This is a genomic window from Catellatospora sp. NPDC049111, assembly GCF_040648615.1.
Taxonomy (GTDB): Bacteria; Actinomycetota; Actinomycetes; order Mycobacteriales; family Micromonosporaceae; genus Catellatospora; species Catellatospora aurea.
Map to the genome: position 1 here is coordinate 59,046 of NZ_JBEZEB010000031.1, position 25,644 is coordinate 84,689.

General features: G+C 73.6%; 26 protein-coding genes. 11 read left to right on the top strand and 15 right to left on the bottom strand.

Translation table 11 applies throughout. The features are described from left to right. Positions 1-87 precede the first annotated feature (87 nt). The 3 genes from AB0B66_RS31030 to AB0B66_RS31040 form a co-directional block, all read right to left on the bottom strand. Positions 88-741 (bottom strand): hypothetical protein, encoded by a 654-nt coding sequence (locus AB0B66_RS31030; protein ID WP_360536631.1) that lies wholly within the window; start codon positions 739-741, stop codon positions 88-90. Positions 742-808: 67 nt separating this feature from the next. After that, positions 809-1,606, bottom strand: a complete 798-nt coding sequence (locus AB0B66_RS31035; protein ID WP_360536633.1) for a hypothetical protein — start codon at positions 1,604-1,606, stop codon at positions 809-811. Positions 1,607-1,709: 103 nt separating this feature from the next. Beyond that, on the bottom strand, positions 1,710-4,187 hold the full coding sequence (locus AB0B66_RS31040; RefSeq protein ID WP_360536635.1) for a beta-L-arabinofuranosidase domain-containing protein: 2,478 nt from the start codon (positions 4,185-4,187) through the stop codon (positions 1,710-1,712). A 215-nt stretch (positions 4,188-4,402) separates the two neighbouring features. Here AB0B66_RS31040 and AB0B66_RS31045 point away from each other — a divergent pair, with 215 nt between their 5' ends. Further along, positions 4,403-5,089, top strand: coding sequence for a hypothetical protein (locus AB0B66_RS31045; RefSeq protein ID WP_360536637.1), 687 nt, complete (start codon positions 4,403-4,405; stop codon positions 5,087-5,089). Between the two features lie 4 nt (positions 5,090-5,093). Here AB0B66_RS31045 and AB0B66_RS31050 read toward each other — a convergent pair whose 3' ends face one another. Beyond that, complete coding sequence (locus tag AB0B66_RS31050) at positions 5,094-5,684, bottom strand: TetR/AcrR family transcriptional regulator (RefSeq protein WP_360536639.1); 591 nt, start codon at positions 5,682-5,684, stop codon at positions 5,094-5,096. Between the two features lie 23 nt (positions 5,685-5,707). Here AB0B66_RS31050 and AB0B66_RS31055 point away from each other — a divergent pair, with 23 nt between their 5' ends. Next, a complete protein-coding gene (locus AB0B66_RS31055) occupies positions 5,708-6,139 on the top strand; it encodes an SRPBCC family protein (protein ID WP_360536641.1) in 432 nt (143 codons plus the stop codon). A 62-nt stretch (positions 6,140-6,201) separates the two neighbouring features. Next, the gene (locus tag AB0B66_RS31060; protein WP_360536643.1) at positions 6,202-6,993 is read left to right on the top strand and encodes a hypothetical protein; all 792 of its coding nucleotides are present in this window, start codon (positions 6,202-6,204) and stop codon (positions 6,991-6,993) included. A 61-nt stretch (positions 6,994-7,054) separates the two neighbouring features. Here the strand turns inward: AB0B66_RS31060 and AB0B66_RS31065 are convergent, their stop codons facing one another. Both AB0B66_RS31065 and AB0B66_RS31070 read right to left on the bottom strand, forming a co-directional pair. Beyond that, entirely contained in the window at positions 7,055-7,717 is a 663-nt protein-coding gene (locus tag AB0B66_RS31065) for a hypothetical protein (RefSeq protein ID WP_360536645.1), read from the bottom strand. Between the two features lie 97 nt (positions 7,718-7,814). Beyond that, positions 7,815-8,735, bottom strand: a complete 921-nt coding sequence (locus AB0B66_RS31070) for an AraC family transcriptional regulator (protein WP_360536647.1) — start codon at positions 8,733-8,735, stop codon at positions 7,815-7,817. A 49-nt stretch (positions 8,736-8,784) separates the two neighbouring features. Here AB0B66_RS31070 and AB0B66_RS31075 point away from each other — a divergent pair, with 49 nt between their 5' ends. Continuing rightward, complete coding sequence (locus tag AB0B66_RS31075; protein ID WP_360536649.1) at positions 8,785-9,525, top strand: SDR family NAD(P)-dependent oxidoreductase; 741 nt, start codon at positions 8,785-8,787, stop codon at positions 9,523-9,525. An 87-nt stretch (positions 9,526-9,612) separates the two neighbouring features. On the opposite strand, the gene AB0B66_RS31080 is transcribed toward AB0B66_RS31075, so the two are convergent. Next, a complete protein-coding gene (locus AB0B66_RS31080) occupies positions 9,613-10,263 on the bottom strand; it encodes a response regulator transcription factor (RefSeq protein WP_360536651.1) in 651 nt (216 codons plus the stop codon). Beyond that, a complete protein-coding gene (locus AB0B66_RS31085) occupies positions 10,260-11,399 on the bottom strand; it encodes a histidine kinase (protein ID WP_360536653.1) in 1,140 nt (379 codons plus the stop codon). The genes AB0B66_RS31080 and AB0B66_RS31085 overlap by 4 nt, the downstream gene beginning before the upstream one ends. A 156-nt stretch (positions 11,400-11,555) precedes the next feature. Here AB0B66_RS31085 and AB0B66_RS31090 point away from each other — a divergent pair, with 156 nt between their 5' ends. Beyond that, on the top strand, positions 11,556-12,230 hold the full coding sequence (locus tag AB0B66_RS31090; RefSeq protein ID WP_360536655.1) for a DUF2306 domain-containing protein: 675 nt from the start codon (positions 11,556-11,558) through the stop codon (positions 12,228-12,230). Between the two features lie 50 nt (positions 12,231-12,280). Here AB0B66_RS31090 and AB0B66_RS31095 read toward each other — a convergent pair whose 3' ends face one another. Continuing rightward, entirely contained in the window at positions 12,281-12,550 is a 270-nt protein-coding gene (locus AB0B66_RS31095) for a hypothetical protein (protein ID WP_360536657.1), read from the bottom strand. Between the two features lie 171 nt (positions 12,551-12,721). Here AB0B66_RS31095 and AB0B66_RS31100 point away from each other — a divergent pair, with 171 nt between their 5' ends. The 4 genes from AB0B66_RS31100 (at position 12,722) to AB0B66_RS31115 (ending at position 16,390) form a co-directional block, all read left to right on the top strand. Then, entirely contained in the window at positions 12,722-13,954 is a 1,233-nt protein-coding gene (locus AB0B66_RS31100) for a histidine kinase (protein WP_360536659.1), read from the top strand. Further along, positions 13,951-14,604, top strand: coding sequence for a response regulator transcription factor (locus tag AB0B66_RS31105; protein WP_360536661.1), 654 nt, complete (start codon positions 13,951-13,953; stop codon positions 14,602-14,604). The genes AB0B66_RS31100 and AB0B66_RS31105 overlap by 4 nt, the downstream gene beginning before the upstream one ends. Before the next feature lie 74 nt (positions 14,605-14,678). Next, on the top strand, positions 14,679-15,566 hold the full coding sequence (locus tag AB0B66_RS31110) for an alpha/beta hydrolase (RefSeq protein WP_360536663.1): 888 nt from the start codon (positions 14,679-14,681) through the stop codon (positions 15,564-15,566). Between the two features lie 251 nt (positions 15,567-15,817). Beyond that, complete coding sequence (locus tag AB0B66_RS31115; RefSeq protein WP_360536665.1) at positions 15,818-16,390, top strand: DUF4142 domain-containing protein; 573 nt, start codon at positions 15,818-15,820, stop codon at positions 16,388-16,390. Here AB0B66_RS31115 and AB0B66_RS31120 read toward each other — a convergent pair. Both AB0B66_RS31120 and AB0B66_RS31125 read right to left on the bottom strand, forming a co-directional pair. Beyond that, the gene (locus AB0B66_RS31120) at positions 16,362-17,195 is read right to left on the bottom strand and encodes a peptidoglycan-binding protein (RefSeq protein WP_360536667.1); all 834 of its coding nucleotides are present in this window, start codon (positions 17,193-17,195) and stop codon (positions 16,362-16,364) included. The genes AB0B66_RS31115 and AB0B66_RS31120 overlap by 29 nt on opposite strands. 104 nt (positions 17,196-17,299) lie before the next feature. Beyond that, a complete protein-coding gene (locus AB0B66_RS31125) occupies positions 17,300-19,024 on the bottom strand; it encodes an aminotransferase class V-fold PLP-dependent enzyme (RefSeq protein ID WP_360536669.1) in 1,725 nt (574 codons plus the stop codon). A gap of 199 nt (positions 19,025-19,223) precedes the next feature. Here AB0B66_RS31125 and AB0B66_RS31130 point away from each other — a divergent pair, with 199 nt between their 5' ends. After that, positions 19,224-20,054 carry a phosphatase PAP2 family protein gene (locus tag AB0B66_RS31130; RefSeq protein WP_360536671.1) on the top strand — a complete coding sequence of 277 codons (831 nt, stop codon included), beginning with the start codon at positions 19,224-19,226 and terminating at the stop codon, positions 20,052-20,054. 15 nt (positions 20,055-20,069) lie between these two features. On the opposite strand, the gene AB0B66_RS31135 is transcribed toward AB0B66_RS31130, so the two are convergent. Both AB0B66_RS31135 and AB0B66_RS31140 read right to left on the bottom strand, forming a co-directional pair. Continuing rightward, the gene (locus tag AB0B66_RS31135) at positions 20,070-20,531 is read right to left on the bottom strand and encodes a hypothetical protein (RefSeq protein ID WP_360536673.1); all 462 of its coding nucleotides are present in this window, start codon (positions 20,529-20,531) and stop codon (positions 20,070-20,072) included. A 143-nt stretch (positions 20,532-20,674) separates the two neighbouring features. Continuing rightward, complete coding sequence (locus tag AB0B66_RS31140) at positions 20,675-21,736, bottom strand: alanine racemase (RefSeq protein ID WP_360536675.1); 1,062 nt, start codon at positions 21,734-21,736, stop codon at positions 20,675-20,677. A 116-nt stretch (positions 21,737-21,852) separates the two neighbouring features. Here AB0B66_RS31140 and AB0B66_RS31145 point away from each other — a divergent pair, with 116 nt between their 5' ends. After that, positions 21,853-22,563: a hypothetical protein gene (locus tag AB0B66_RS31145; protein ID WP_360536677.1), complete on the top strand. Its 711-nt coding sequence runs from the start codon at positions 21,853-21,855 to the stop codon at positions 22,561-22,563. A gap of 89 nt (positions 22,564-22,652) precedes the next feature. On the opposite strand, the gene AB0B66_RS31150 is transcribed toward AB0B66_RS31145, so the two are convergent. After that, positions 22,653-24,959, bottom strand: coding sequence for an ABC transporter permease (locus tag AB0B66_RS31150; RefSeq protein ID WP_360536679.1), 2,307 nt, complete (start codon positions 24,957-24,959; stop codon positions 22,653-22,655). Beyond that, positions 24,956-25,636, bottom strand: coding sequence for an ABC transporter ATP-binding protein (locus AB0B66_RS31155; RefSeq protein WP_360536681.1), 681 nt, complete (start codon positions 25,634-25,636; stop codon positions 24,956-24,958). Before AB0B66_RS31155 ends, AB0B66_RS31150 begins: the two co-directional genes overlap by 4 nt. Positions 25,637-25,644: the final 8 nt, after the last annotated feature.

The following is a 25,644-nucleotide window of genomic DNA, read 5'->3' on the forward strand; positions in this document are numbered from 1 at the left end:
TTTTGTATCGCCGGTGAACAAATGCGCAATCGAGATCACCGGTCGAATCGTCGGATGACCGGACGACGCCGATGGCCGGAACGGCGGTCAGAGCCAGCCGGACTCCGGCCAGAACGACCAGTGCGTGTTCGGCGCATGCGTCGGCCGGTAGGCGTGCACGTCGCCGGTGGCGAGCACCGCTGCCAGCTGCTGGAACGTCTCGGTCTGGCTGGGCAGCTGGTCGTGGCGGTCCGGGTCGCGGTGCCACCACTGCTCCAGCACCATGATCCGGGGCAGGTCGGCGGGCAGCCGGTGGCGCAGCTCGTCGTCGTCGGCCAGCAGCAGGTCCCGGTGCTCGGGCACGAGCCGGCGGAACACGTCCCACAGCGGCTCGCCCTCGGTCCCGTCGACGTCGAGGGCCTGTCCGCGGACCACGACCGACGGGTGGCCGCCGCGCAGCCGCGTGCTGTGCGCGTGGTCTTCGAGCTGGTGCATGTTGTCCACGCGGGCCAGGAAGTCGCCGTGGCCGTAGCCGGGCCCGCCCTCGGTGAGGCAGTTGCCGAAGCAGTGCAGCAGGTCGATGACGTTGCCGGCGCGCGGGTTGTAGCCGACGAGTTCGATCACCAGCGCCCAGCGCTGCTCGTCGCGGAACGCGTGCAGGCGGCCGTCGATCGCGTAGTAGTAGCCGTGCTCGGGGTCCGGGAAGTCGAACCCTTTCGCGGCGCGGTCGAGCTGCGCCAACACCTCGTCGGACGTGATCACGGGCGGAGACGGTACACGTGCGGGGGCGGGTCGCCCAGTCTGCCGCACGGCCTCGGAGTGTCGCCGTTCATGCGGGCGAGGTGCCGTGTTCGCGCCCGCAGGCGGTCAGCGCGAGCACGGCGTGCCCGGACACCGCTGTGGACGGGCCGAACGTGCTCGGGTCGACAGAGGTCTGTGCCGCGATCTCCGTGGCGTAGCACACCTCGGGCAGCGCGAGCCGTTCGTACAGCTCGGTCCGCCGCGCCATGACGGCTTCGAGGTCGGCCGGGTCGATCCCGTCGTACGCGTCGGCAGGCAGCCCTTCGTCGTCGTCGGGCAGGCGGTAGCCGTCCTCGGCGGGGTGTTCACCGAGGCGCTCCCCCGTCTCGACCTCGTAGTAGCGCCGCACCGTGCCGTCCTCGGCCAGGCACCACATGGTCCACGAGTCGCCGCAGCTCATCCCGTAGAGGTGTGCCGCGCCGAACCGGGCGCTGAGCCGCGCGCACAGTGCCTGCACGCGGCCCGCCCAGGCGCGGCGGTCGTCCGGGTCGGTGTGGGCGAGGTCGGGTGACGTGCCGAAGACCAGGGTCCAGCCGTCGATCACCGGGCTCACGTAGACCCGCCCGTGCGAGCGGTGGTCGCCGGAGGCGAGAGTCCGCGAGTGGTGGTCGCGGTTCCACGCGGCCTCGCCCTGGCGCATGGTGACCGGCTCCGGGTCGGACAGGTCGAGCGCGGCCAGCACCGCCGCCTGGTCGGTGGTCCGGATGGCGAGCCAGGTCCCGCACAGGTGGACGGGCCGCGCCTGCGGCGCGAGTGGGTGTCCGCCGGCATGGTGCGGTGGTGAGCTGCTCGGCGCGTGGCCGTCGCGGAGAGAGGGGGTCCGCATAGGACACCACGTTACGTCGCACGGCTGACAGATCTTCATCGCCGCAGGTGAGGACACAGCGGGCGCGGGCCGAGGGAGCGCCGTCTCCCCCGGCCCGCCCGGATCACAGGCCCGACGAGTGGAAGCCGCTGACCTCGGACGCGGTCAGCACCCGGCTGTAGACGCGGAACGAGTCCACCGCGCCGTCGAGGTACGGGTCGCTGTACTGCGAGCGGCCGATCCAGTTGTTGGTGGTGCTGCCCAGTGACGCCGGGGTGAGCGTCATCGCCGAGTTGCGGGCCACCTCGGCCCCGTTGACGTAGAGGATGCCGACGCCGCCGCCGACGGTCACCGCGACGTGCGTCCACACACCCGTGGGCAGCGCGGACGGGGCGTTGATGCGCTGCTCGCCGCCGGAGCCCGACGTCGTGATGGCGAACCGGGCCGTGCCGGAGCTGCTGCTGGGTACCAGGAACATGTTCGCGGACGTGCCGGTGCCGAAGTCGAACAGCCGCGCCCAGTTCGTCACCGCGTCCAGGCGCACCCACGTCGCGATGCTGAACGCGCTCGCCCCGGCGAGGATGCCCGAGGGCAGCGACACGTACTGCGAGCTGCCGCTGAGGTTGACCGCGTTGCCGGTGCGCCCGGCGACCCAGGTCGCTCCCCCGGCCAGGGTCGCGGTCTTGCCGTTGCCCGTGGCATCGGCCGCGGACGTGCCCGAGGTCTCGTTGAACAGGTAGTGCGCGACGAACGCGGGCAGCGGGTTGGTGGTGGTGACGTTCCAGTACACGGTGTAGCGCTGGCCGTGCATCTTGTAGAACGGCAGCAGGGTCACCGTGCCGGTGGAGGCGGTCGCGGTGAACTGCAGCGGCGTCGACGTGGCCGTGATCGACGACGCGGTGAGGGTGGGCAGGGCGGACAGGTTGGTGCTGCCGTACGCGCCGGCCAGCACGATCGGGCCGTACTTTACTGCCTGGGTGGTGGCGCTGTCCGGGGTGGCCTCGCGCACGAGCGCCATCGGCAGCGCGACGTCGACGACGTCGCCGGTGGCCCAGGTGCGGGTGATCACCGCGTACGACCCGGGGGTAACGCCGCTCTGCAGGGTGCCGTTGACGCGGATGGTCGCGCCGGTGGCCCACGCGGGCACCCGCACCCGCATCGCGAACGTGCCCGACCCGGCGGTGACGGTCAGCTTGCTGGACGGCGCCTCCGGGAACGTGGTGTCCTGCCGCACCGTGATCCCCTTGGCGGCCCAGTTGAGCTGCGAGGCGATGAACAGGTTGACGTAGAGGTTGTCGCCGGAGTGGAAGTAGATGGTGTCGCCGAGCTTGGTGTTGGTCTCCATGCCGGTGCCGTGGCAGCAGGTGAAGTTGTTGTAGTCGTTGCTGTAGGTCTTGATGCCGCCGGCCCGCAGCGGGACGTAGTAGCTGTGGAAGCCGTGCGAGGAGTTCGGGTCCTGCGCGGCGAGCAGGTGGTTGTAGAGCGCCTTCTCGTAGAAGTCCATGTAGTCGGCGCGGGCCGGGTTGGTGAAGAACAGCTGCCGGGACAGCTTGAGCATGTTGTAGGTGTTGCAGCATTCGGCGGTGCTGTCGGACAGCTCGCTGGCGATGCGGTTGGGGGCCTTGAAGTACTCGCCGTTGGAGTTGCCGCCGATGGCGTAGGTGTGCCGGCTGGTCACGATGTCCCAGAAGTTGCGCGCGATGTCGAGGTAACGCGTCGTGCCGGTGGCGTGATACTCCCGGATCGCGCCGATGACCTTCGGGATCTGCGTGTTGGCGTGGTAGTTGTTCAGCGCGTCGGTGTTGGCGGCGAGCGGGTCGAAGACCTCCGCGTGGTCGAAGTGCTGGGCGGCGGTGAGGTGGTTGGCGTTCTCGGTGAGCTGGTAGAGGTTGGTCAGCACCTCGTTCATGCCGCCGAACTCGGTGTCGAGCATGTTCTGCCGCTGGGTCTGGGTGAGCCGGTCGTTGCGGAACTTCACCCACGACGCCATCGCGGTCAGCACGGTCAGCGCCTGCGCGTTGCCCGCGAGCAGGTGCATGTCCAGCAGCCCGGCCATGATCTTGTGGAGGGTGTAGTAGGGCGCCCACACCGACTGACGGGCCTCGACCCGGTCGATGAAGCTCTCCGGGTACGCCGACAGGTAGCCGGTGTTGTAGCCGGCGGTCGTCGCGCGGGCCTGGCAGATCGCCAGCTGCGCGACGAGGTAGTCGCCCTTGGTCTTGAAGCCGGCGGTGCCGGTGCTGGCGTACGCCTGGGCCAGGCCGGTGAGTACGTGGCCCATGGAGTGCCCGCGCAGTTCGGTGGTAGGCGACTCCCAGCCGCCGCACGCGGTCGCCGAGGAGGACAGGCCGTAGTTGAGGCGGAACGTGTGCAGCAGGCGGTCGGCGTCGAGGAAGCTCAGGTAGCTCTGGGTGCGGCCGGTGTTGGCCAGGAACGGGCCGGACAGCAGGGTGACCGCGCCGAGCGGGAACGGGTGGACGGATACGCCGATGTCGGTGCGGGCGGCGTGGGCGGGCGCGGCGGGCAGGCCGCCGGCGACAGCCGCGGCCGCGGCGCCGACGGCGCCTGCGCGCAGCACGGTACGGCGGGACAGTGCGGACATCGATTCGCCTTTCTCAGGGACCGGGGCGGTGAGAGCGACGTGTCCGGCGCATCGACGATGTCCTACGAAAACCATTTCGGCAAGATGTCCGGCCGATTAACCTTTCCTTCGAAAAGTTTCGAAACTTCGGCTCACGGATCCGGCCCGATGCGGACAGGTCGGACGCCGGCCGTAGGATGAACGGCCCCGAATCCGAACGACCCCGCGAGCGCCACATGAGTTTCGATCTCTATCTCTGGCACGAGTCCGAGCCGATCAGCGCCGATGTGGCGCGGTCGATGCTGGAGCGGTGGAACGACGGCGAACGGGGTGTGTTCCAGGCCCATCCGGCAGTGCCCGCGCTGCGGGCCGCCCTGCTCGACCGATTCCCCGCGCTGGAGGACCTCGACCCGGCCGACGTCGACGATCGCGGCGTCTGGAGCATGACCCCCACCTCGGACGACGCGATCCTGGCCGTGTCCTGCGTCTGGTCGCGGGCCGACGAGGTCGGCCGGGCCGTGCTGGAACTCGCCGCCGCACACGGGCTGGTCTGCTATGAACCAGGTCATCACGTGCTCAACCCCAACGCCGCCGGGCACGTCCCCGCCTTCACCCTGACCGCCGCCGGGCAGCCCGATGTGCCCGACCCCGACGACGAGCGGCTCGACCGCACCGTACGGCGGCTCAGCCCGGTGGACTTCCACGCAGTGCTGGACCGGGCCGACGGCTGGTGGGCCCAGGTCGGTCACGGCCCGTCCGCGGGCGTCGCGCCGGGCACGTACGCGCTGGAGTTCCGCGAGGGTGCGCAGGGCGCGCACCTGCACACCAGCACCACCGACGTGGCCGAGGCCGTCCGCTTCCTGCAGGACTTCCTCGGTGGGCGCGACGACTGGCGGCAGCGCCACCGCTGGCAGCAGTGGTGACCGGTCACGCCCCGGTGAGGCGGGCCTCCCACATGCGGACGAACAGCCGGTAGGAGGCGTCGGTCGCCTGCGGGTCGGCGCCTGCCAGCAGTTCCAGCAGCAGGCCCCGGCAGGTGGCGATGCCCAGCCGGAGCTCGTCGCGGTCCACGGGCAGGCCGAGCCGTCGCGCCACCGCCTCGCTCTCGTCGAGCCACGGGCCGGTGAGGTTCGCCAGGAAGCCTCCGGTGCCGGGCGCGTCGTGCACGGCCACTCCGACAACCTCGAAGAACAGCCGCACGTACGGCCGCAGCTCCGGATCGGACACCCGCGCCCAGAGCAGCAGCATGAGCTCCCCCGCCTTGGTGCCTTCGGCGGGCGGCCCGCTGTTCGCGACCCGGTCGGCCAGCTCCCCGAGTAGGTCGCGTTGCTGCTGCTCGATGAGGCCGACGACGGCGGCGAGCAGGCCCTCCCGGGAGCCGAAGTGGTAGAGCAGCATGCGGTGGCTGGTGCCGACCCCGGTGGCGATCTCGCGCAGGCTGCGGCCGGTGATGCCCTCGGCCGCCGCGTACGCGACCACGCGGTCCAGCAGCTCCCGGGAGCTCGCACTGACGATCATGTACCAGATGGTACATTGGCGTGATGCGATGGGAAGACGCACTCGTGATCGACGCGCCGGCGGATGTGGTCTGGGCGCTGACCGCCGACGTCGAGCAGTGGCCCGCCACCACGCCGACGATGACCCGGGTCAAACGCCTGGACGAAGGGCCGCTGCGGGTCGGCAGCCAGGCCCGCATCAAGCAGCCGGGCCAGGCCGAGGCCGTGTGGACCGTCACCGCATACGACGAGGGTCGCGGGTTCACCTGGCAGACCACCCTCCTGGGCCTGACCATGATCGGCTCGCACCTGGTCGAGCCGGTCGGCGAGGGCTGCCGCAACACGCTGGGCATCGAGGTGCACGGCCGGGGCGCGGGGCTGTTCTGGGCTCTGCTGGGCTCGCTGCTGCGCCGCGCCGTACGTACCGAGAACCGCGGCTTCCGCGACACGGCGCAGCGCCTGCACGCCGCATCCTGAACCGGCGCGCCGAGAAGATCATCCGGACCGGTCGCTCGGACCCGGACGTCTACATTGTGCCGGTGATCCTGCTGCTGAAACTCCTGCTTGCTCCCGCGCTGGTCGTCGGCTCGTCGCTGGCCGGGCGGCGGTGGGGCGCACAGGTGACGGGCGTCCTGGTCACCCTGCCGATCGTGGCGGGGCCGATCCTGCTGATCACCTGCCTGGAGCATGGCACGGCCTTCGGGGCCGCCGCTGCGTCGTCCTCGCTGCTGGGCCTGGTGACACTCGCGCTGTTCGCGGTCGTGTTCGCCTGGTGCTCGCGACGTATGCGCTGGGCCGGCGCGCTGGCCACGGCATGGGCCGCCTGCCTGGTCGCGGACCTGGCCGTGGCGCAGGTGAGCCTGCCCACCTGGTGGGGCCTGCCGGTGACCCTCGCCGGGATCGCCGCCGCCTCCCGTGCACTGCCGCCGGTGGCGGCCGCGACCGGCGTACGCCCGTTGAGCGAGTGGCCGTGGTGGGACCTGCCCGGCCGGGCCGCCGCGACCGCGAGCCTGGTGGTGCTGGTGACCACGCTGTCCAGCGCGCTCGGGCCGCAGATGACCGGGGTGCTGGCCCCGTTACCGATCGCCACCAGCGTCGTCGCGGCCTTCGTGCTGGCCGGGCACGGTTCGGCGGAGGCGGTGCGCACCCTGCGCGGCGTGCTGACAGGGCTGGTCGGCTTCGCGGTGTTCTGCTTCGTCGTCGCCGTGCTGGTCGACCGGTGGGGTGTCGCGGTCGCGTTCGGCCTGGCGCTGACCGTGACGGTGGCCGGGCAGCTGGCCTGGCTGCGCTTGCGGCACACCGTCCGGCCGACAGCCGCGCCCGCGCGCTGAGCCCGCACTTCTGCTCCGGGTGCTCGCGGCCGAACCGCCCCGCCGGCGGCGCAGGGTGCGATCAGGCGCGCAGCCAGCGCCGCCACGAGGCGGGGGTGACCGGGGCCGCCGGGTTGTCCAGGGCCCAGCGCAGGTAGCCGGCCCGCAGCCGGACCAGTCCGTCGAGGCTCCGCTCGGCCGACTCGATGATCATGCGCACGGAGGGCCCGTGCAGCGTGCGGGCGATCTTGAGGTAGCCGAGGTCCTCGCAGCGGTGCTCGCGGCCGATCGCGGAGGCGACCAGTCCGAGCAGCTCGCCGTGGGTCTCCACGGTCGGGCCGTCGGCGGCGAGGGTGCGCAGCAGGTGCCGCTTGGCCGCCCAGCTGCGGGCGTGCTCGGCCCACTCCTGCGGGTAGTCGGTCTCCCAGCGCAGGTAGAGCACCGCGAACCGGGCGAACGGCGCGCGCTCCTCGGGTGTCGGCGCGTTCAGGTAGTGCCAGACCGGGGCGGCGAACATCCGGGCGTGCACGTCGCGCTTGGCGGCCTCGGTCTGGTCGTGCTCGGCGAGAAGGCGCGGATCGCCGGTCTCGCCTGAGCGGGGGCGCACGATGCGCGACCACGAGTGCAGGCGGGCCCAGTCGTCCTGGTAGCCCCTCTCCCGCTCGATCGCGGCGCGCCGCCGGTCGGGGTCCGGGTGTACGACGTCGAAGGCCCAGGTGAAGTCGGCCAGCTGCTCTGCCTGCACGGCGGCAAGGTTGCCAGCTCAGAGGGCCTGCCGCCAAGGAATCGGCCCGCACTGTGATCCGGAGGCGTCGAGCAGTAGACCTACGGGCACGTTCCGATTACTCTCCGTGCTCGTCGCCGTGGCCACGGACGGCCGACGGTGGCCGGCCATGCCGGGCGGCGAAGCACCGGGTCAGGTGCGCGTGGTCGGTGAACCCGCAGGCGGCCGCGATCTCGGCGAGCCCCAGATCGGTGCGCTGGACCAGGCCCCGGGCGAGGCCCAGCCGGGTGGCGGTCAGCAGTGCCCGGAAGCCTGTGCCCTGCTCGGCAAGGGTTCGCTGCAGGGTCCGCGTCGAGCAGCCCGCACGCGCCGCCGCCGCGTCCAGCCGCCACCGCCGCGCCGGGTCCGCGGCGATCAGGTCGCGTACGGCGGCCGCCGGCGACCCGGCGGCCCCCTGCGCTGTCGCAAGATCGAGCGTCCAGCCGTCGACCCGGCCTCGCCCGGTCAGGCTCCGCTCCCCCGGGCTGTCGCCGGACAGCGCACTGCCGTCCGCGAACCGCACGCTCACCACCGGTCGCCGACCTGTGCACGCCGCCACCAGCACGTCATGGATCGCGACCATGAACAGGCTCTCGGCCGGGTTCGGCGCACGGCCCAGCAAGGCCCGGTGCGTGACGGTCAGGCGTCCCGGGTCGAGCCGCAGGTCGGTGGTGTGGCCGACGTGATACCCCAACTGCAGCTCGGCCAGCCGCGCGGCCAGTTCGGGCAGCGAGCCGCGCTCGATCAGTTCCGCGATCTCGCCGCGGCGCGGGCGGTCCAGCAGGTGCTCGGCCGCGCCGCGCAGCGCCTGCCAGCCGTGGCCGGTCAGTTCCGCCAGCAGCGCGTGATGCAGGTGCTCCGGCACCGGCTCCGCCGCCGCGAGCAGGCGTGCCACCGCGTCGCCGGCCCGGCCGGGTCCGTGGCGGCGTATCCCGAGCAGCGCCGCCCGCGCCAGGCCCGGGTGCACGGTGCGCTCGTGCGCGGGAACCCGGACCTGCATGGCGGAATCGTACAAGCGCCCCGGCCCGGTCCCCGGCCACGCTTGCCGCATGAGTTTTCACCGCAGACGCGTCCTGGTCACCGGCGGCACCAGCGGCATCGGCGCGCACCTGGTCAGCCTGCTCGCCGAACAGGGCGCGCTCGTCGCCACGTGCGGCCGCGACCCCGACCGGCTCGCCGCGGCGACCCGGCACCCGGGCGTCACCGGCTGGGTCGCCGACCTGGCCGATCCCGGCCGCACCGCCGCGCTCGTCGCCGACGCCGCCGCCGCGCTGGGCGGACTCGACGTCGTCGTCGCCAACGCCGCCGTGCAGCACCGGCAGTCGTTCACCGGCGACTGGACCCCCGCCGACAGCGCGGCCGTGCTCGCCGAGGCGCACACCAACCTCGTCGGACCGATCGTGCTGGCCGGGGCGGCCTGGTCGCACCTGCGCCGCTCGCAGGGCGTGTTCACCGCCCTCACCTCCGCCCTGGCCTACTCCCCGAAGAAGACCGCGCCCGTGTACTGCGCGAGCAAGGCCGGGCTGGGCGTGTTCCTGCGAGCGCTGCGCTACCAGTGGGACGACGCCGACGCCGGGGTGACCGTGCAGGAGGCGCTGATGCCGCTGGTCGCCACGCCGATGACGGAAGGGCGCAATGACGGGGCGCTGCCCGCCGAGCAGGCCGCGCGGCAGATCCTGCACGGCATCGCCCGCCGGGTGCCGGTGATCGCGGTCGGCAAGGCCCGGCCGTTCCGGGTGATCCGCCGGGTCGCGCCGGGGGTCGCCGACGCGATGCTGCGCGACTCCTGACCGGGTTCACCGGCCGTGGTGTTCCGGTGCCGGCGTGCCCGTAGAGGTCCCCGTCGGCGCCCGGTGCCGTACACCCGGAACCGGATCTCAGCGGCCAGTGAACCCGGTCCGGTACGCCCAGACCACGGCCTGGGTGCGGTCGCGGGCGCCGACCTTGCCCAGCAGGCTTTTGACGTGGGTCTTCACGGTCTCCAGCGAGATGTACATGGCCTGGGCGATCTCGGCGTTCGACTTGCCGGCGGCCAGGGCCCGCAGCACCTCCGCCTCCCGGTCGGTGAGCCGGGCCGCCGCGACGGCTACCGGGTCGCCGGGCCCGCCCCGGGCGGCGGCCTGCAGCAGGCGACGAGTGACGGCCGGGGCGACCAGCGCGTCCCCGGCCGCGACCGTACGGATCCCGGCCACCAGCTGCTCGGGCGTGGCCCGCTTCAGCAGGAAGCCGTCCACCCCGGCGGCGATCGCGTCGTCCACGACCTCGTCGTGGTCAAACGTGGTGAGCACCAGCACCCGGGGCCGCGGCGGCGGCCAGGACACGATCTCCCGGCCGGCCGAGGTGCCGTCCCGCACCGGCATCCGGATGTCCATCACCACCACGTCGGGCCGTAACGCCCGCGCGGCGGCGACCGCGTCGCAGCCGTCGACGGCCTCGCCGACCACGGCGATTCCGGGCTCGGCGGCCAGTAGCGCCCGCAACCCGCCCCGTACCAGCGCGTCGTCGTCGGCGAGCAGGACCCGGATCACGGCCGCACCGCCACCGGCAGCGCGGCCCGCACCCGGAAACCGCCGTCGACCGGTCCCGCCTCGAACACGCCGCCTTCCAGCCTGGCTCGTTCACGCATGTTGACCAGGCCCCGGCCCGGGCTCGGTGCGGGCAGCGGCGGTGTCTCGTTGACGACCTCCAGCACCACGGTGTCGGCGGTCTGTCCGAGTTCGACGGTGATCCGTCCGCTGGCGGTGTGCCGCAGCGCGTTGGTGACGGCCTCCTGGGCGATGCGGAACAGCGCCCGCTCGCCGCTCGGTGACAGCGACACCTCCGCAGGGCTGAGCACCAGCTCGCGCCCGGCCGCCCGGACCCGGCCCGCCAGCTCGGCGAGGCCGGTCAGGGCCGGTGCGGCGGCGGGTTCGCCGTCGCGGTCGGGGTGCAGCACGCGCAGCAGCCGGTCCAGTTCACCGAGCGCGTCGCGGCCGACGGTCTCGATGTGCCCGAGGGCCTGCGCGGCGAACTCGGGGTTGTCGGCGAACACCCGCCGGCCGACCCCGGCCTGCATGACCATCACGTTGACGGCGTGCCCGAGGGCGTCGTGCAGTTCCCCGGCGAGGCGGCTGCGCTCCTGGGCGAGGATCCGGTCGGCGGCGTCGGCCTGCTCGCGGGCCGCGGCGAGCGTTCGCTGCCGCTCGGCCTCGGCGGCGATCCGGCGGCTACGCGCGGCGTCACCGGCGACCGTGGCGATGACGAAGCACATGGCGATGCCGAAGTAGTCCAGGGTGCCGACCGTGCCGCCGTCGGCCACCGCGAACCCGCCGACCGACAGGCCGGCAAGCGCGACCGCCGCGATGCGCCGCGGCCACTGCTCGCTGTGCGAGAAGCAGGTGAACAGCGCGATCCACGCCGCCCACTGCACGGTGGTGACCGCATACCCGAGTGCCGCGGTGAGCGGCACGAACGCGCCCGCGACGGCGAGCACGGTCAGCGGCGCACGGCGACGCCACAGCAGCGCCAGCGGGGCGAGCGCGCCCAGCGCGAGGCCGACCGCGTCGGCGGGCCGGTAGGGCGGGCCGACGGGCAGGAACAGTCCGGCCAGGACGGACAGCAGTGACAGTCCGAAGGCCGGCCCGACATCGGTGATCGCAAAGCGTCTGGCGGGGGTGGTGGCCATGGCGGCCATCCTGCCGGATCCGTTGCGGCGCGGGCAGGCTGCGGCTCCGAAACCCCTCGCGGGAGGGAGGCGAGATCACTGCCGCGAGGGGCGTGGGACGCCCGTCGGCGAACCTACGCTCAGCCGGACCGATCCGTTGAGCGACAGGGAGTGGCGATGGTGACGACCGGCCTGACCGCCGGCCGCCGTGCTGGGCGTGTGCTGGGTTTCTGGTGGTTCGCGCTGAGCGGCGCGGCCGTCGCCGCGTTCGCCGTGGCGCCGTATCTGACTGTTTCGCTGCGGCAGCTCGCCGAGCAGGACGCGGGGCTGGCAGCGGCGTACGCGGGACGCCCGGCCTGGGTGCAGGCGGTGTTCTATGCGCACATCGCCGGTGGCGGGATCGCTTTGGCGGTGTCGCCGCTGCAGTTCGCGGCTCGGGTCCGGGCGCGCCTGCCCCGGGTGCACCGGGCCGTCGGGCGGGTCGCGGTGGCGGCGATGCTGGTGGGCGGGGTGGCCGGGCTGGTGATCGCGCCGATGAACCAGGCCGGACCGGTCGGGACCGCCGGGTTCGGCGCGCTGGCGGTGCTGTGGCTCTGGTTCGCGGTCGCGGCGCTGCGGGCGGCCCGGCGGCGGGACTTCTCCGCGCACCGGCGCTGGGCGGTGCGCGCGTTCGCGATGACGTACGCGGGGGTGATGCTGCGGCTGTGGCTGCTCCCGCTGATGTTCGCGGCGATCGGCTGGTTCGGCGTCGCCCCGCAGGACGCGTTCGCGGTCGCGTACGCCTACGTACCGTTCCTGTGCTGGGTGCCGAACCTGCTGGTGGCGGAGTTCATGCTGCGTCGCGGGTCCTGATCGCCGCTGAGGGGCGGCGGACTGCCCGATGCCGCAGCCCCTCGGCTCGCTCAGGCCATGGGGCGGCGCCGTCGGGCCAGGCGGAACAGGCCCGCGCCGAGCGCCAGCACCAGGAAACCGGCCGCGACGATCATGGTGCCCTCCGCGTCGGCGGCGGGCAGGCCCCCGGCCCCGCAGCCGGGCGGGAACATAGTGCCGGCGCTGACGGCGGAGATCTCCGCCGATGCGATGTCGGCGGCCTGCGTGGGGCCGGCGAGCAGGAGCGCCGCGGCGAGTCCGGCGGCGCCGGCTCCCGCGATCGCCCGGGTGGCGAAGGACATGAGCGCTCCCAACCGAGGGTGGACGTGGTCTTGGTACCGAGTACGGCTGACCGGTGGGAGTAGACCGGGACAACGTCCGGGGAACAGCCGCCGACCGCTACCCGGGTACGGCCTGCGGATGGCTCCCGGGTATGACGACCGCCGCCCCGACCGCGCCGTAGGCTTCCGGCGGTGGAGAACGTGAAACGGCCGGGTGGCCTCGGTGACCTGCGGCGGCTGCTGATCGGTGCGGACTACCCGCCCGTCCGGTCGGCGGGCCGACGGTGGCGACGGGTCCGGGCGTTCGCCGTCCCAGTGCTGCTGCTGGCACTGGTAGGGCTGGCCGGCGCCTCCTACGAGTACCTCACCGACACCCGGCACCTGGCCGCCAACACCGCGATCCTGCTGGCCGCGGTCGGGACCGCGCCCGCGGCGCTGGCCGTCCTGGCCTCGCACCTGCCGCTGATGGCCTGGCGGATCGCCCTGGTCGGGCTGTTCCTCGGGGTGGCCGGTCATGCCCCGCCGGAGCCGTGGCCGTGGAACCCGGTGCAGATCCTGGCGTTCCTGGCGGTGCTCTGGTTCGTCGCGGTGCGCGCCGACGTCGGGGTGAGCGCCTGGTGCCTGGCGCTCAGCCTGCTGCCGGTGTGGATGTACGTGCCCAACCGCGGCAACGCCTGGGGCGTGACCGTGCTGCTGACCGCGATCGTGCTGGTCGGCGACCAGGTGCGCAGGCGGCGCAGCAGCCAGCGGGCGCTGGCCGAGCAGGCCGAACTCAACCAGTTGGAGCAGGCCCGCCGTACCGTGCTGCAGGAACGCACCCGCATCGCCCGGGAGATGCACGACGTGGTCGCGCACTCGATGTCGATGATCGCCGTCCGGGCCGAGACCGCCCCGTATCGCGTCGCCGACCTGACCGGACCGGCCAAGGACGAGTTCACCGAGATCGCCGCGTCGGCGCGTACGGCGCTGGACGACATGCGACGGCTGCTGTCGGTGCTGCGCCAGGCCGACGATCCGGCGCTCACCGCGCCCCAGCCGGGCCTGGCCGAACTGGGCCCGCTGGTCGACGACGCGCGCGCGTCGGGCGTCGACGTGCACCTGGCCATGGAGCTGCCGCTGCGCCCGGTCGGCGAGGCATCGGCGCTGACGGCGTACCGGATCGTGCAGGAGGCGCTGGCCAACGCGGCCCGCTACGCGCCCGGCGCGCGGGTGGACGTGTCCCTGGCCTCCGGCGGGCAGGGCCTGCGGGTCGAGGTGCGCAACGGGCGGCCGACCGGCCGGCCCGCACGCCCCGAGGGACCAGGCCACGGCCTGGTCGGGATGCGGGAACGAGTGGCCATCCTGGACGGCGAGCTGACCGCGGAGCCGAGCGGCGACGGCGGGTTCGCGGTGACGGCGCTGCTGCCGGACGGAGGAGTTCATTGATCAAGGTCCTGATCGTCGACGACCAGGCCATGGTGCGGCAGGGTTTCGGGGCGCTGCTGGCCGCGCAGCCCGACCTGGTCGTGCTCGGCGACGCCGCCGACGGGGCCGAGGGGGTGGCCGCGGCCCGCCGCCTGGACCCCGACGTGGTGCTGATGGACGTGCGCATGCCGGTGATGGACGGGCTGGAGGCCACCCGGCGGCTGGCCGGGGGCGACCGCCCCAAGGTCATCATCCTGACCACGTTCGACCTCGACGACTACGTGTACGAGGCGCTGCGGGCCGGGGCCAGCGGCTTCCTGCTCAAGGACGCCCCGGCCGCCGACCTGATCCACGCGGTACGGGTGGTGGCGGGCGGTGAGGCGCTGCTCGCCCCGTCGGTGACGCGGCGGCTGATCGCCGAGTTCGCGTCCCGGCCTCGGGCCGACCGGCCCCGGCCGGTGGCGCTCAACGGGCTGACCCCGCGCGAGACCGAGGTGCTGCGCCTGATCGCCCGCGGCATGTCCAATCAGGAGATCGCCGAGCTGCTGGTGCTCGCCGAGCAGACGGTCAAGACGCATGTCAGCCGGGTGCTCGGCAAGCTCGGGCTGCGGGACCGGGCGCAGGCGGTGGTGCTGGCGTACGAGTCCGGTCTGGTCGCCGCCGGGGAGTAGTACGGCCGTAGGGGCCCGGGAATGGCTCCGCAGCGGGACGCCTGCGCGGTGGCCTGCCGCGGACGGTGGCGCTCATGCGATCCCGTCTCCTTTCCGTCGGCACGGTCAGCGCGCTCGCGCTCGGACTGGTAGCCGCGCCCGCGACCGTGCCGCTGCCGGTCTCCGTCGACTACGCGCAGGCCGCCGCGGCGATGACCGCCGCTGGTGAGCCGTATGCCGGATGGGCGGCCGCCGGTCGCCGCTTCCTGCTGTTCGACCCGTCCGGCGACGGCTTCGCCGCCGAGGTGCTGGGTGACCTGTCCAGCGCGGAACGGGTCGCGGTGCTGGTGCCGGGTGTCGGCACGACCCTGGCCGACTTCGACCGCGGCCTCGGCGGCGTCGCCCGGCGTGCCCCGGCGGTGCAGGCCCGGCAGCTGTACGCGGAACTGCGACGCCGGTCGCCGCCCGCCCGTGTCGCGGTGGTGGCCTGGCTGGGCTACGACCCGCCCGACGGCTGGGGCCTCGACATCGTCACCGAGTCCAGTGCCGCGGCCGGGGCGGCGGCACTGACCCGGTTCGTCGGGCGGCTGGTGCGCGAGCGTCCGGCGGTCGCGATCACGCTGGTCGGGCACAGCTACGGCTCGACAGTGCTGGGCCTGGCCGCGAGCGCGCTGCCCACGCAGGTCGGCGACCTGGTCGCGATCGGCAGCCCCGGCATGGGCCACGACGACGTCGCCGATCTGGGCACCGGTGCGCGGGTGTGGGCCGCGGAGGCTCCGACCGACTGGATCCGCCGCGTGCCCGGGGTGCGCGTGCTCGGCCTGGGCCACGGCCGACGCCCCGGCAACGCCGAGTTCGGCGCGCGCCTGCTGCCGACCGACGGCGTAAGCGGCCACGACGGCTACCTGGAGACAGGTAGCGCCACCCTCGCCGCGCTGGCCGAAGTCGTTCTCGGCACCGCCGTCGTGTCCGGCGAGGACTGACGCGGTCAGCGCGGGCTCGCGCCGTCGCACAGGCTCGGCGGCCGAGGCCGCCCCGATCCGGGCCGGCCTCGGGAACGGGAGCGCCACGCTCAACGGCCCGTTCACGCCGATTCGGAGCCGTTGACCGATTCGGTGGGGGTCGCCCTTGGCACGCGTTCGGATTTGGACCGCGATGCAGCCTGCGGGCAGCACAAACCTGCAAGCATGGTGAGTGGCGAGCCGGATTCGGGAACTCGACAGAGGAGACGGCCATGGGCTTCATGCGAAACATGGGCGTGCTGGCCGCGACGCTGGCCGTCGGACTGCTCACCACGGCGGGGCCGGTCACCGCTGCCCCTGCCGCCACCCGCGCACCGGTGGACAACGCCTACCTGATCGCCGCGCACCAGGCGAACCTCACCGAGATCGCGATCAGCAACCTGGCGGCGACCCACGAGGGCGCCTCGCCGATCGTGGTGCGGCTCGGCGCGGAATTCAAGGCCGATCACCAGAAGCTCGACGACGCGCTGATGTCCGTGGCCCAGCAGCAGGGGGTCGCGCTGCCGAACATGCCCAACTCGGAGCAGCAGGTCGTGATCCAGCAGCTGGAGCAGCTCGACGGCGCACTGTTCGACCAGGCCTGGGTGCCGGTGCAGCTCAAGGCCCACGCGGCGGCGATGGCCGCCACGCAGGCCGAGATCGCGAAGGGTCAGGACCCGGCGGTCGTACAGCTCGCCAAGGACGCGCTGCCGGTCATCACCAAGCACCACGAGCAGCTGCTCGACGCGGCCCCACGACTCAACATCCAGATCCCCGTCACGCCCGCAGGTACTGCTCCCAGGTGACCTTCGGCTCGACCGCGGGCCCGTCGTCGGGTCCGCGGTTGGCCAGGCCGTTGAGGCCGAGGTAGTAGTCGCCCGCTTGGTTGCGGGCGGGGGTGGACTGGTCGGTGTCGGCCAGCGCGATCGCGTGGATGTGGTACGGCCAGTCGCCCTGGGACGGGGTGCGCAGCCAGGCGGCGAAACCGACCTGGCGCAGCCGCCGCACGGCCGTGGTGCGCTGCGCCGAGGTCATGGCGTCCACGGCGAGGTCGAGCGCGCCGCCGCCGTCGTGGGTGCCCGCCGACGTCGGGTCCTCCCCCGGGCTGTACGAGCCCTGCGTGATGGCGAACTGCCGCCCGAGCAGCAGTTCGGCTTCCAGCAGCATCGCCTTGGTACGGGCGTTGACCGGCATACCCCGGAAGGTGCTCTGCGCACCGGGCGACAGCGGCCGCACGACGGTGAAGCGCCGCTCGCCGAGCTTGGTGAGCGAGGTCGGGCCGGGCAGGCCGGTGGCGTCGAGGCCGGTGTAACCCAGCGAGCGCTGCCAGGCCGCGTACGCGTCGATGGTCTTGGTGCCGAAGTGCCCGTCGACGTATGAGGCCGCGAGCAGCCCCTTGGCCTGCAATGCGCTCTCCACGAGCAGAACGCTGTCGCGGCTGCCGGGCGTGATCGCCGAGTCGGCGCGGCGCGGGTCGATCTGCGCGGCCTTCACGACCGCCTCCATGTCGACCGTCGGCAGCGCGGCCGACGCCTGCCCCGCCCACACCGCGACCGGTGCGGCCAACACGCCCGCGAGCGTGCCGCCCATCAGCCGTCTCCTGGTGACCATTCGGGCCCTCCCCACTGTGCGGCGAGCCCGGACACCCGGGCCGGCCTGATTTGATCTCCGTGGGCGAGGCTAGGCAGCGCCGCTACATCGGCGGTACACAGTCTCTACAGGTCACCGGCGGTGCCGGAGGGCGGGCACGCCGGCGGCACGGCGTCCGGGCCGTCGTCGGGCAGCGGGAACCACCGGATCGGCTCGAAGGCGCAGCCGTCCCCGGCCCGCGGGCGGGGCAGGCTCGCCGCGGCGAAGATCCCCCTGGCGGCCGCCAGCTGCCCGGCCAGCACCCGGTCGAGGCGGTCGGGGCGCGGGCGCGGGGCGGTGATGGCGGACAGGGCCTCGGTAAGCAGCACCGGCGGCTCGGCAGGAGCCCGGTGGTGCGCCCACAGGCCGGTGACCGGGTCGAAGGTGTACTGCGGCAGCAGCCGCCAGGCGTGTTCGGCGAGCAGGCGGACCGCCTGCACCAGGTAGTGGACGACGGCGTCGTCGGCGAAGTAGGGGAAGCCGATGCGGGTGAACGACAGTTTCGCGCCCATGCGACCGTCGAGGATCTCCTGCTCCATGCGCCGCGACCAGCGCTCGCCGATCGGGAAGTCGCGGTGCAGGTAGGGCCCCGCGCAGAAGCAGCCGCTGCGCGCCTGGATGCCGAACAGGTCGTTGAGCAGCGCGGCGACGAAGTTGCCGTGCAGCAGGCCCGATCGGTGGCGCAGGCCGAACGACACGATCGCCAGCCGGGGCGCGGTGCGGTTGCCGAGGATCTCGATGCGGGGGTCCTCGTTCCAGGAGGCGAGCGCGCGGCGCAGGTGGCGGGCCTCGCGGCGGGCGATCTCGGCGGTGCCGACGGCGTCCTTGACGGTGAAGGCCAGCCCGGCCCGGACCGCGCCGACGATGGCCGGGGTGCCGCCCTCCTCTCGGATCGACGGGTCCGGGTGGTAGGACACGGTCGTCGGGCTGACGAACAGGATCGTCCCGCCGGCGGGCACGGCCGGAACCGGGTTGGCGAACAGCGCCCGCTTGGCGACCAGCACCCCGGGGGTGTCGGGGCCGCCGACGAACTTGTGCGGCGAGAGGAACACCGCGTCCTTGGCTGCGGCCGGGTCGCCGGGCGGGTTCATGTCGATCGGCAGGTACGGCCCTGCCGAGGCGTAGTCCCAGCAGGCCAGGGCCCCGTGGGAGTGCAGGGTGGCGGTGACCGCGTCGACGTCGGTCAGGATGCCGGTCACGTTGGACGCCGCCGAGAAGCTGCCGATCCGCAGCGGGCGGTCCGCGTACGCGTGCAACTGGGCGGCCAGGTCGTCGAGATCGACTCCCCCGGTCGCCGCCTCGCGGATGGTGACCAGGTCGGCGTCCGACTCCCGCCACGGCAGCTCGTTGGAGTGGTGCTCGTACGGGCCGACGAACACGACCGGCCGACGCGCCGGATCGGCGGTGCGCGGCCCGCCCGGGACCAGGCCGAGCACCCGGATCAGGCGGTCGACCGCGCCGGTGACCCCGGTGCCGCAGAACACGACCGCATCGTGCTCGCCGCCGTTGACCGACCGGTGGATCGTGCGGCGCGCCTGCTCGCGCAGCGCGGTGGTGCGCCGCCCGGTGGCCGTCGCCTCGGTGTGCGTGTTCGCGTAGGTCGGCAGTACGCGGTGGCGGATGAAGTCCTCGACGAACGACAGCGCCCGCCCGGAGGCGGTGTAGTCGGCGTAGACGAGCCGTCGCGGCCCGAAGGGGCCGGGCACGACCAGGTCGTCGCCGATGACGCCGCGGCGGATGCGTTCCAGCAGCGCTTCGGTGTCGCCGGCGCGGCGCGGCGGGCGTCTTCCCAGGCGTCCAAAGGCGGGCATCGTCCCTCCCGTGACTCGGGATTCCACGGCTCGGGCCGCGGGATGGCCCTGACGGTAGGTCCACCGGAAGCGGTGTTCCACATCGCGGGAGTCGGATCACGGGCAGCGGCGATGTCCGCTTGCCGATAACGGTGCGGCCCGTTGCCAGGTTTCGTCCAGCCGGTTCTGATCGAATGGCTTCCGGCGGAGAGGAGCGGGTATGGCCGGGAGCGTGCTGCTCGGGTTGGGCGTGGCGGCGGTGCTGGTGGTGGCCGCGTACGCGGTCGTGTGCGCGGTGCGGCCGGGGGCGGCGTACCTCGCCGGGCGGCGCTGGACGCAGGCCTCGGACAGGCACGGGCGGGCCGCGTTCACCTGGCTGACCGCCCGGGTCGCCGCCGAGGTCGTGCTGCTGGTCATCGGGGCCGCGCTGGTGTTCACGCTGGCGTCGGTGTTCGTGGAGGTGCTCGACGCGGTCGTCGACTCCGACGACCTGACCGTCATCGACCGGCCCGCCGTGCAATGGCTGGCCGGGCACCGCACCCTGGGCCTGACCCGGCTGCAGATCGCGATCACCGACCTGGGCGGCGCGGTCGCGCTCACGCTGGCCGCCGTGGTCGCCGTCGCGGTCGTGGCCTGGCGCAAACGCTCCTGGTATCCGCTGGTCCTGGCGCTGCTGTCGCTGGGGGCGCTGCAGCTGATCGTGTACGCCATCAAGGAGATCATCGGCCGGGACCGGCCCAACCCGCCCGACCAGGTGGTGACCGCGGCCGGGTACTCGTTCCCGTCCGGGCACAGCGCCAGTTCGCTGGTCGGGTTCGCGCTGCTGGCGTGGCTGGTGTGCATGCTGACGAGCAACCGGACGGTGTGGGCGACGGTCTGGGTCGCCGCCGCGGCGGGCACCGTCCTGGTCGGGCTGTCGCGGGTCTACCTCGGCGTGCACTACCCGAGCGATGTGCTCGGCGGCTGGGCGCTCGGCCTGACCTGGCTGGCGGTGGTCGCGGTGGCGACCCGGGTCTGGCAGATGCGGGTCGCCGCCAAACCTGGCCCATGACGATCGGCGGCCCGCTCAGTCCACGATGGCGGCGGGCGCGGGCGGGTCCTCGTACCGGCTGGCGAGTTGCGCCACGACGGACACGGGCACGAACGCCAGGGCGTACAGCAGGGCCGCCTGTCCGGGGCTCGCATGCCCGGAGGTCGCCAGCAGGAGCGTGGTGGCGAACGTCGCCAGCCACAGGACGTCGGCCACCGCGTCCACGAACCGCACCCAGCGCGGGGCGAAGCTCCGCCAGCCCGGCTCGTACCACATCGCGTCGCGCCGCTTGAGCCGCTGCGCCCAGCCGATCACGGCGGCGACCACCGCGGTCGCCAGCCACACGGCCACGATGAACCGCCCATCCCACCGGACCGGCGTGCCCTCGCCGAGCAGCGCGACGATGCCCCTACCGACCAGGTGCATCACCGCCACCGCGGCGCAGACCTCCGCCGCCACGGACCACCAGCCCATGCGCTTGCGCAGTCGGCTCAGCACGGCATCACCACTCGGGCACCAAGAACGATCATGTGGCGGAGTTTAGGCACCGCATGCCGCCGGCGGCAGAGCCGTTCCGGCAGGACTCCGCCGGACGGGCCTTGCCCGCCCGGCCCTACCGGAAACCCGGACCGGGTGCCGAATCAGGTGTTGGCGCCGCGCGCGGCGACCGGCCAGCGGTCGACGGCCGTGCCGCCGGAGACGACGACCAGCTCGTCGGCGAGGTTCACCGTGGCGCACACGTGGTTCGGCAGCACCCGCAGGGTCGTGCCGCGTTCGGGCAGCTCCGCGCCCGGTGGCAGGGTCACCGTCGCGTGGTGTTCGGACAGTGCGGTGATCCGCGCGTCGGGCAGGTCGGGCAGCCGCCCGTGCCCGGTCGCCCACGCGGACCGGTCCGCGCCGAGCACCTTGCCGCCCGCGTCGAGGATCACGTGGTCGGCGGACCGGCTGACCACGGTCGCGACCACGCTCAGGGATACGTCGTCGAAGTCGCAGACGCCGAGTTCGACCTGCTGGGCGTCGTTGAAGACGTACACGCCGGGCCGGATCTCGTTGAGTGCCTCGACGTGGCTCCAGGCCGCGGTGGGCGTCGACCCGCCGCTGACCACGTCGGGTTCGAACCCGGCCTTGCGCAGCGCGTCGGCGGCGTCCACCAGCGCCACGGCCTCCTCGGCGGCGACGCCCTCGGCCAGCGACGGGCCGTAGCCGTGGCCGGGGAAGGTGAACACGCCGCGTACCCGCAGGCCGGCCTTGTCGGCCGCCAGGGCGACCACGCCCGCGTCGGCGGGCCGTACGCCGCTGCGGTGGTGGCCGCTGTCGACCTCCACCATCACCTCGACGTCGCGACCGGCGTACCGGGCCAGGGCCTGCGCGCCCTCCGCCGAGTCCACGCCGACCCGCACCGCGGCCCGCGCCGCGACCGCCCGCAGCCGCGCCCCGCGCGCCTGGTCCACCCACAGCGGGTACGCGATGAACAGGTCCTCGCAGCCGGCCTCGACGAAGATCTCGGCCTCGGCGACCGTCGCCACGGTCAGGCCGACCGCGCCCCCCGCGAGCTGCCGCCGCGCGATCTCCAGGCACTTGTGCGTCTTGGCGTGCGGGCGCAGCGCCAGGTCGCGTTCGCGGGTGAACGACGCCATCCGGGCGATGTTGCGGTCCAGCACGTCGACATCGACCGACACGTAAGGGGTGGGCAGCTGCGTCATGCCCATCATGCTGCCATTGCCCGGGGCCGTTGCCGCACGACGCCGGTGAACACGCGAGCGGGGAGCGTTCCGCGGCGGGCGGTGTAGGCGTATCCCCGCCCGGGTATCGGCTGATCATGAGAGCACGCACCGTCCTGGCCGGACTGACCTTGACCCTGCTGGCGACCGGGTGCGCCCCCTGGCCCGACGGTGACGAGGGGCGCGACGGGCTCGGCCGGGCGCATGCCGTCTCCGCCGCACGGGGCGACCTCGACGCGGCGGCGTTGACCGTCGTCAGCGGCGCCACCACGCTGGCCGTGCGCGCGGCGGACCTCGACGGAGACCTGTACCGGATCAGCACCCCGGACGACTCGCGCATCGCGCCCGACGTCGTGGAGTCCGGTGGCCGGTACCAGCTTCATCTGCGCGACACCGGCGAGCGGGGTCCGGCGGCGGTGGAGGTCCTGCTCGACCAACGGGTGCGCTGGGACCTGCGGTTCTCCGGCGGCGCGAACGAGACGCTGGTGGACCTGGGCGGCGGGCGGGTGGCGGGCCTGGACTTCACCGCCGGCTCGGCGCGGATCGAGACGGTCCTGCCCCGACCGCAGGGGCCGGTGACGGTGCGGATGGCCGGCGGGTCCAGCGACTTCGTGGTACGCGCCCCCGACGGCGTGCCGGTGCGCGTCACCGCCGGCGGTGGCGCGGCCAACGTGACCGTCGACGGCGCTCGCCGTTCGGGCATCGCCGGTGGCACCGTGTTCGCTCCGGCGGGCTGGGACACCGCAACCGACCGGTACGACGTGGACGCCGTGGCCGGGGTGTCCAGTCTGACCGTGACCCGCCGCTGATTTCGGCCTCCACCGCGGCAAGTCCTCGGGGCGAGCGCGAAGCGGAGCTGTTCCGCACCGGTGATCCGGTGCGGAACAGCTCCGATGCGTCATTCGGTGCGCAGGCCCTCGGCGCGCATGAGCCGCCACAGCACCGGCAGGCTGAGCGCGGTGACCAGCAGGATGACGGCTCCGGCCAGCGCGGACACCACGCCGATGCCCGCCCAGTCGATCGCCACCGGCGCGTCGATGATGCGCAGCAGGACCGCGCCCAGGCCCACTCCCGCGGCGCAGGCCAGCACGAGCCCGAGCACCACCGGCACCGCGGTCTGCCACAGGATCGCCCAGCTCATGGTGCGCCGCCGGGTGCCGAACGCGACCAGCACGGCCAGCAGCCTGCGGCGGTCTCGCAGCTGCTCCAGCACGACCACGAGCAGGCTCGCGCCGATCAGCAGCAGCGTCGCCGCGGCTCCGACGAACAGTCCTCGCCTGACCTGGGCGAACTTGTTGTCGACGATCGTCGAGCGCAGTTCCCAGGTCGTGCCGAGCGGGTCGAGTTCCCAGCGGGTGTTGGTCACCCGGTCGGCCATGTCGGCTGCGGCAGGGTCGACGGTGATGAGTGCCTGCAGCAGCAGGGGCCGGTCGCGCAGCGCCGCCGACAGCGCCGCGGGCGTCGCGAGCACGCCCACGGTGTCCCCGTTCATCGGGTCGTTCAGGCCCCGTACCGGCCGCGCGCCCGCCGGGACCGTCCAGGAGCCTTGCTCGCCGTCCTCGTTCAGCGTGACCGTGCTGCCTGGCGCGGGGACCGGCACGTCGGGGTTCTGCACGAGGTACGTGGCGCCGTCGGCGCAGTCGCCGATCTCGGCGAGCTTGCGCAGCGCGGCGCAGTCGCCGATGGTCAGCGGCGTGGACGGCTGCTCGCCGCTGGGCAGGACGGGCAGGTTCAGGCTGACGATGCTGCGGGGCAGCACCGAGGTGACGCCCGGTGTCGCCGCGAGGCGGGCGGTGAACCCGGCCGCGTCCGACCAGCCGTTGGGCATCCGGACGGCGGCCGAGATCTGGGCGCGCGTCGCGTCCTGGCCGCTGAAGCGCTGGTAGTTGGCCTCGACGGCGGCGAACATCATCTGCAGGCCGATCGCCCCGGCGACCGCGACGGCGACGCCGGTGACGGCGCGGGCCGACATGCTGCCGTCGAGCTGGAGCCGCCGGACGGCGAGCTGCCAGGCGACGGGTCCGCCGTGGATGCGCCGGACGACCGACTGCACCAGCCAGGGCAGCAGGGTGGCCACGCCGAGCAGGATGAAGCACACCCCGCCGATGACCTGCCACTCGCTGAAGCCCTCGCCCTCCTTGCTGACGCTGCCGACCAGCGGCAGCAGCAGGAGCACGCCGAGCACGGGCATGAGCAGCCGCCACCAGAGCCGGCGCCGGGTGTCGCCGCCGCGGCGTACCACGCCCAGGGGTTCGATCATGACGCGGCGCAGGGACAGCACGGTGACGACGACCGCGGCGGCGGGCACGGCGAACACGATCAGGGCCCCGAGCACCGGGTCGGGCTGGACGTCGGACGGGAACACGCTGATGCCCAGCAGCTCGACCGAGCCCACGAACGAGCGCCCGGCCAGGAACATCACCGCGCCGGCCGCGAGGCCGAGCAGCGCGCTGAGCATGGCCTCGCCGGCGGCGATGCGCCGGGCCATGCCGGTGTCCGCGCCGACCAGGCGCACCCCGGCCAGGCGGCGGTCGCGGCTGTCGCCGCCGAAGCGGATCGCCGACGCGACGAACATCGCGACCGGCAGCAGCAGCACCACGAAGATGATCACGACGAGGAGCAGCAGCACCGGGTCCAGGCCCTCGGAGGTGTTCACGTCGCCGAAGCCGTTGCGGCGGCCCACGCCCGGGGTGTCCGCGGTCAGCTTGTCCGTGCCCAGGTAGAAGGCCAGCTCGCCCGGACCTTGCAGGCCCTCGTCGGCGATGAAGCCGGTCACCGGGTAGTGCAGGCGCTCACGCAGCAGTGCGCCTTCCGGGGTGACCAGCAGCCGGGCCAGCGCCGGGGACACGATCATCTCGCCCGGGCGGGGCAGCGCGGTCAGGCCGGGCGGGACCACCGGCCGGGAGCCCTCCGGCTGGACCAGGCGGCCGCGGACGGGGGTGTCGCGGTACTCGGTCTCGGCGGTGCCGACCAGGGTGCTGCGGTCGGTGCGTTCCACCTGCATGCCGTAGTTCTGGTCGGCGCGGGACGCGCCGCGGTCGCCGCGGGCCTGCATCATGTGCGGGATGCTGACGGCGGTGAGCAGCATCGCCACGCCGAGTCCGACGCCGACGGCGGTCAGCGCGGCGCGGGCCAGCCCGGAGCGGCCGCCGGCCAGCGCCATGCGCGCGCCGAGCAGCAGCTCGCGCAGCCAGGACGGGCTCACGCGACACGCTCCAGGTCCAGCGAGGCGCCGTCGCGGACCACGACTTCCCGGTCGGCGTACGCGGCGACCCGGGGCTCGTGCGTGACCAGCACGACGGCCGCGCCGGTGTCGCGGGCGGCCTGGCCGAGCAGCTGCATGACCTTTTCGCCGTTGAGGGAGTCCAGGGCCCCGGTGGGCTCGTCGGCGAAGACCACCTTGGGCTCGGTGACCAGGGCACGGGCCACGGCGACGCGCTGGCCCTGGCCGCCGGAGATCTGCCCCGGCAGCTTCGCGGCCACGTCGCCGACCTCCAGCCGGTCGAGCCAGACCCGGGCGCGGCGTTCGGCCTCCTTGCGGCGCACCCCGTCCAGCCGCAGCGGCAGGGCGACGTTCTCGACGCACGTCAGCTCGGGCACGAGCTGGCCGAACTGGAAGACGAAGCCGAAGTCGCGGCGGCGCAGGGCGCTGCGCTCGACGTCGGACATCGCGGAGATCTGGCGGCCGGCGTACACGACGGTGCCGTCGTCGGGGCGCACGATGCCGGCCAGGCAGTGCAGCAGCGTCGACTTGCCGGAGCCGGAGGAGCCCATCACCGCGACGATCTCCCCGGCGCGGACGGTGAGGGAGGAGCCGCGCAGGGCGGGGGTGGTGCCGTACATCTTGAACAGGTCGGTGCCGACCAGCAAGGGCTCGGTCATGGGGTGGT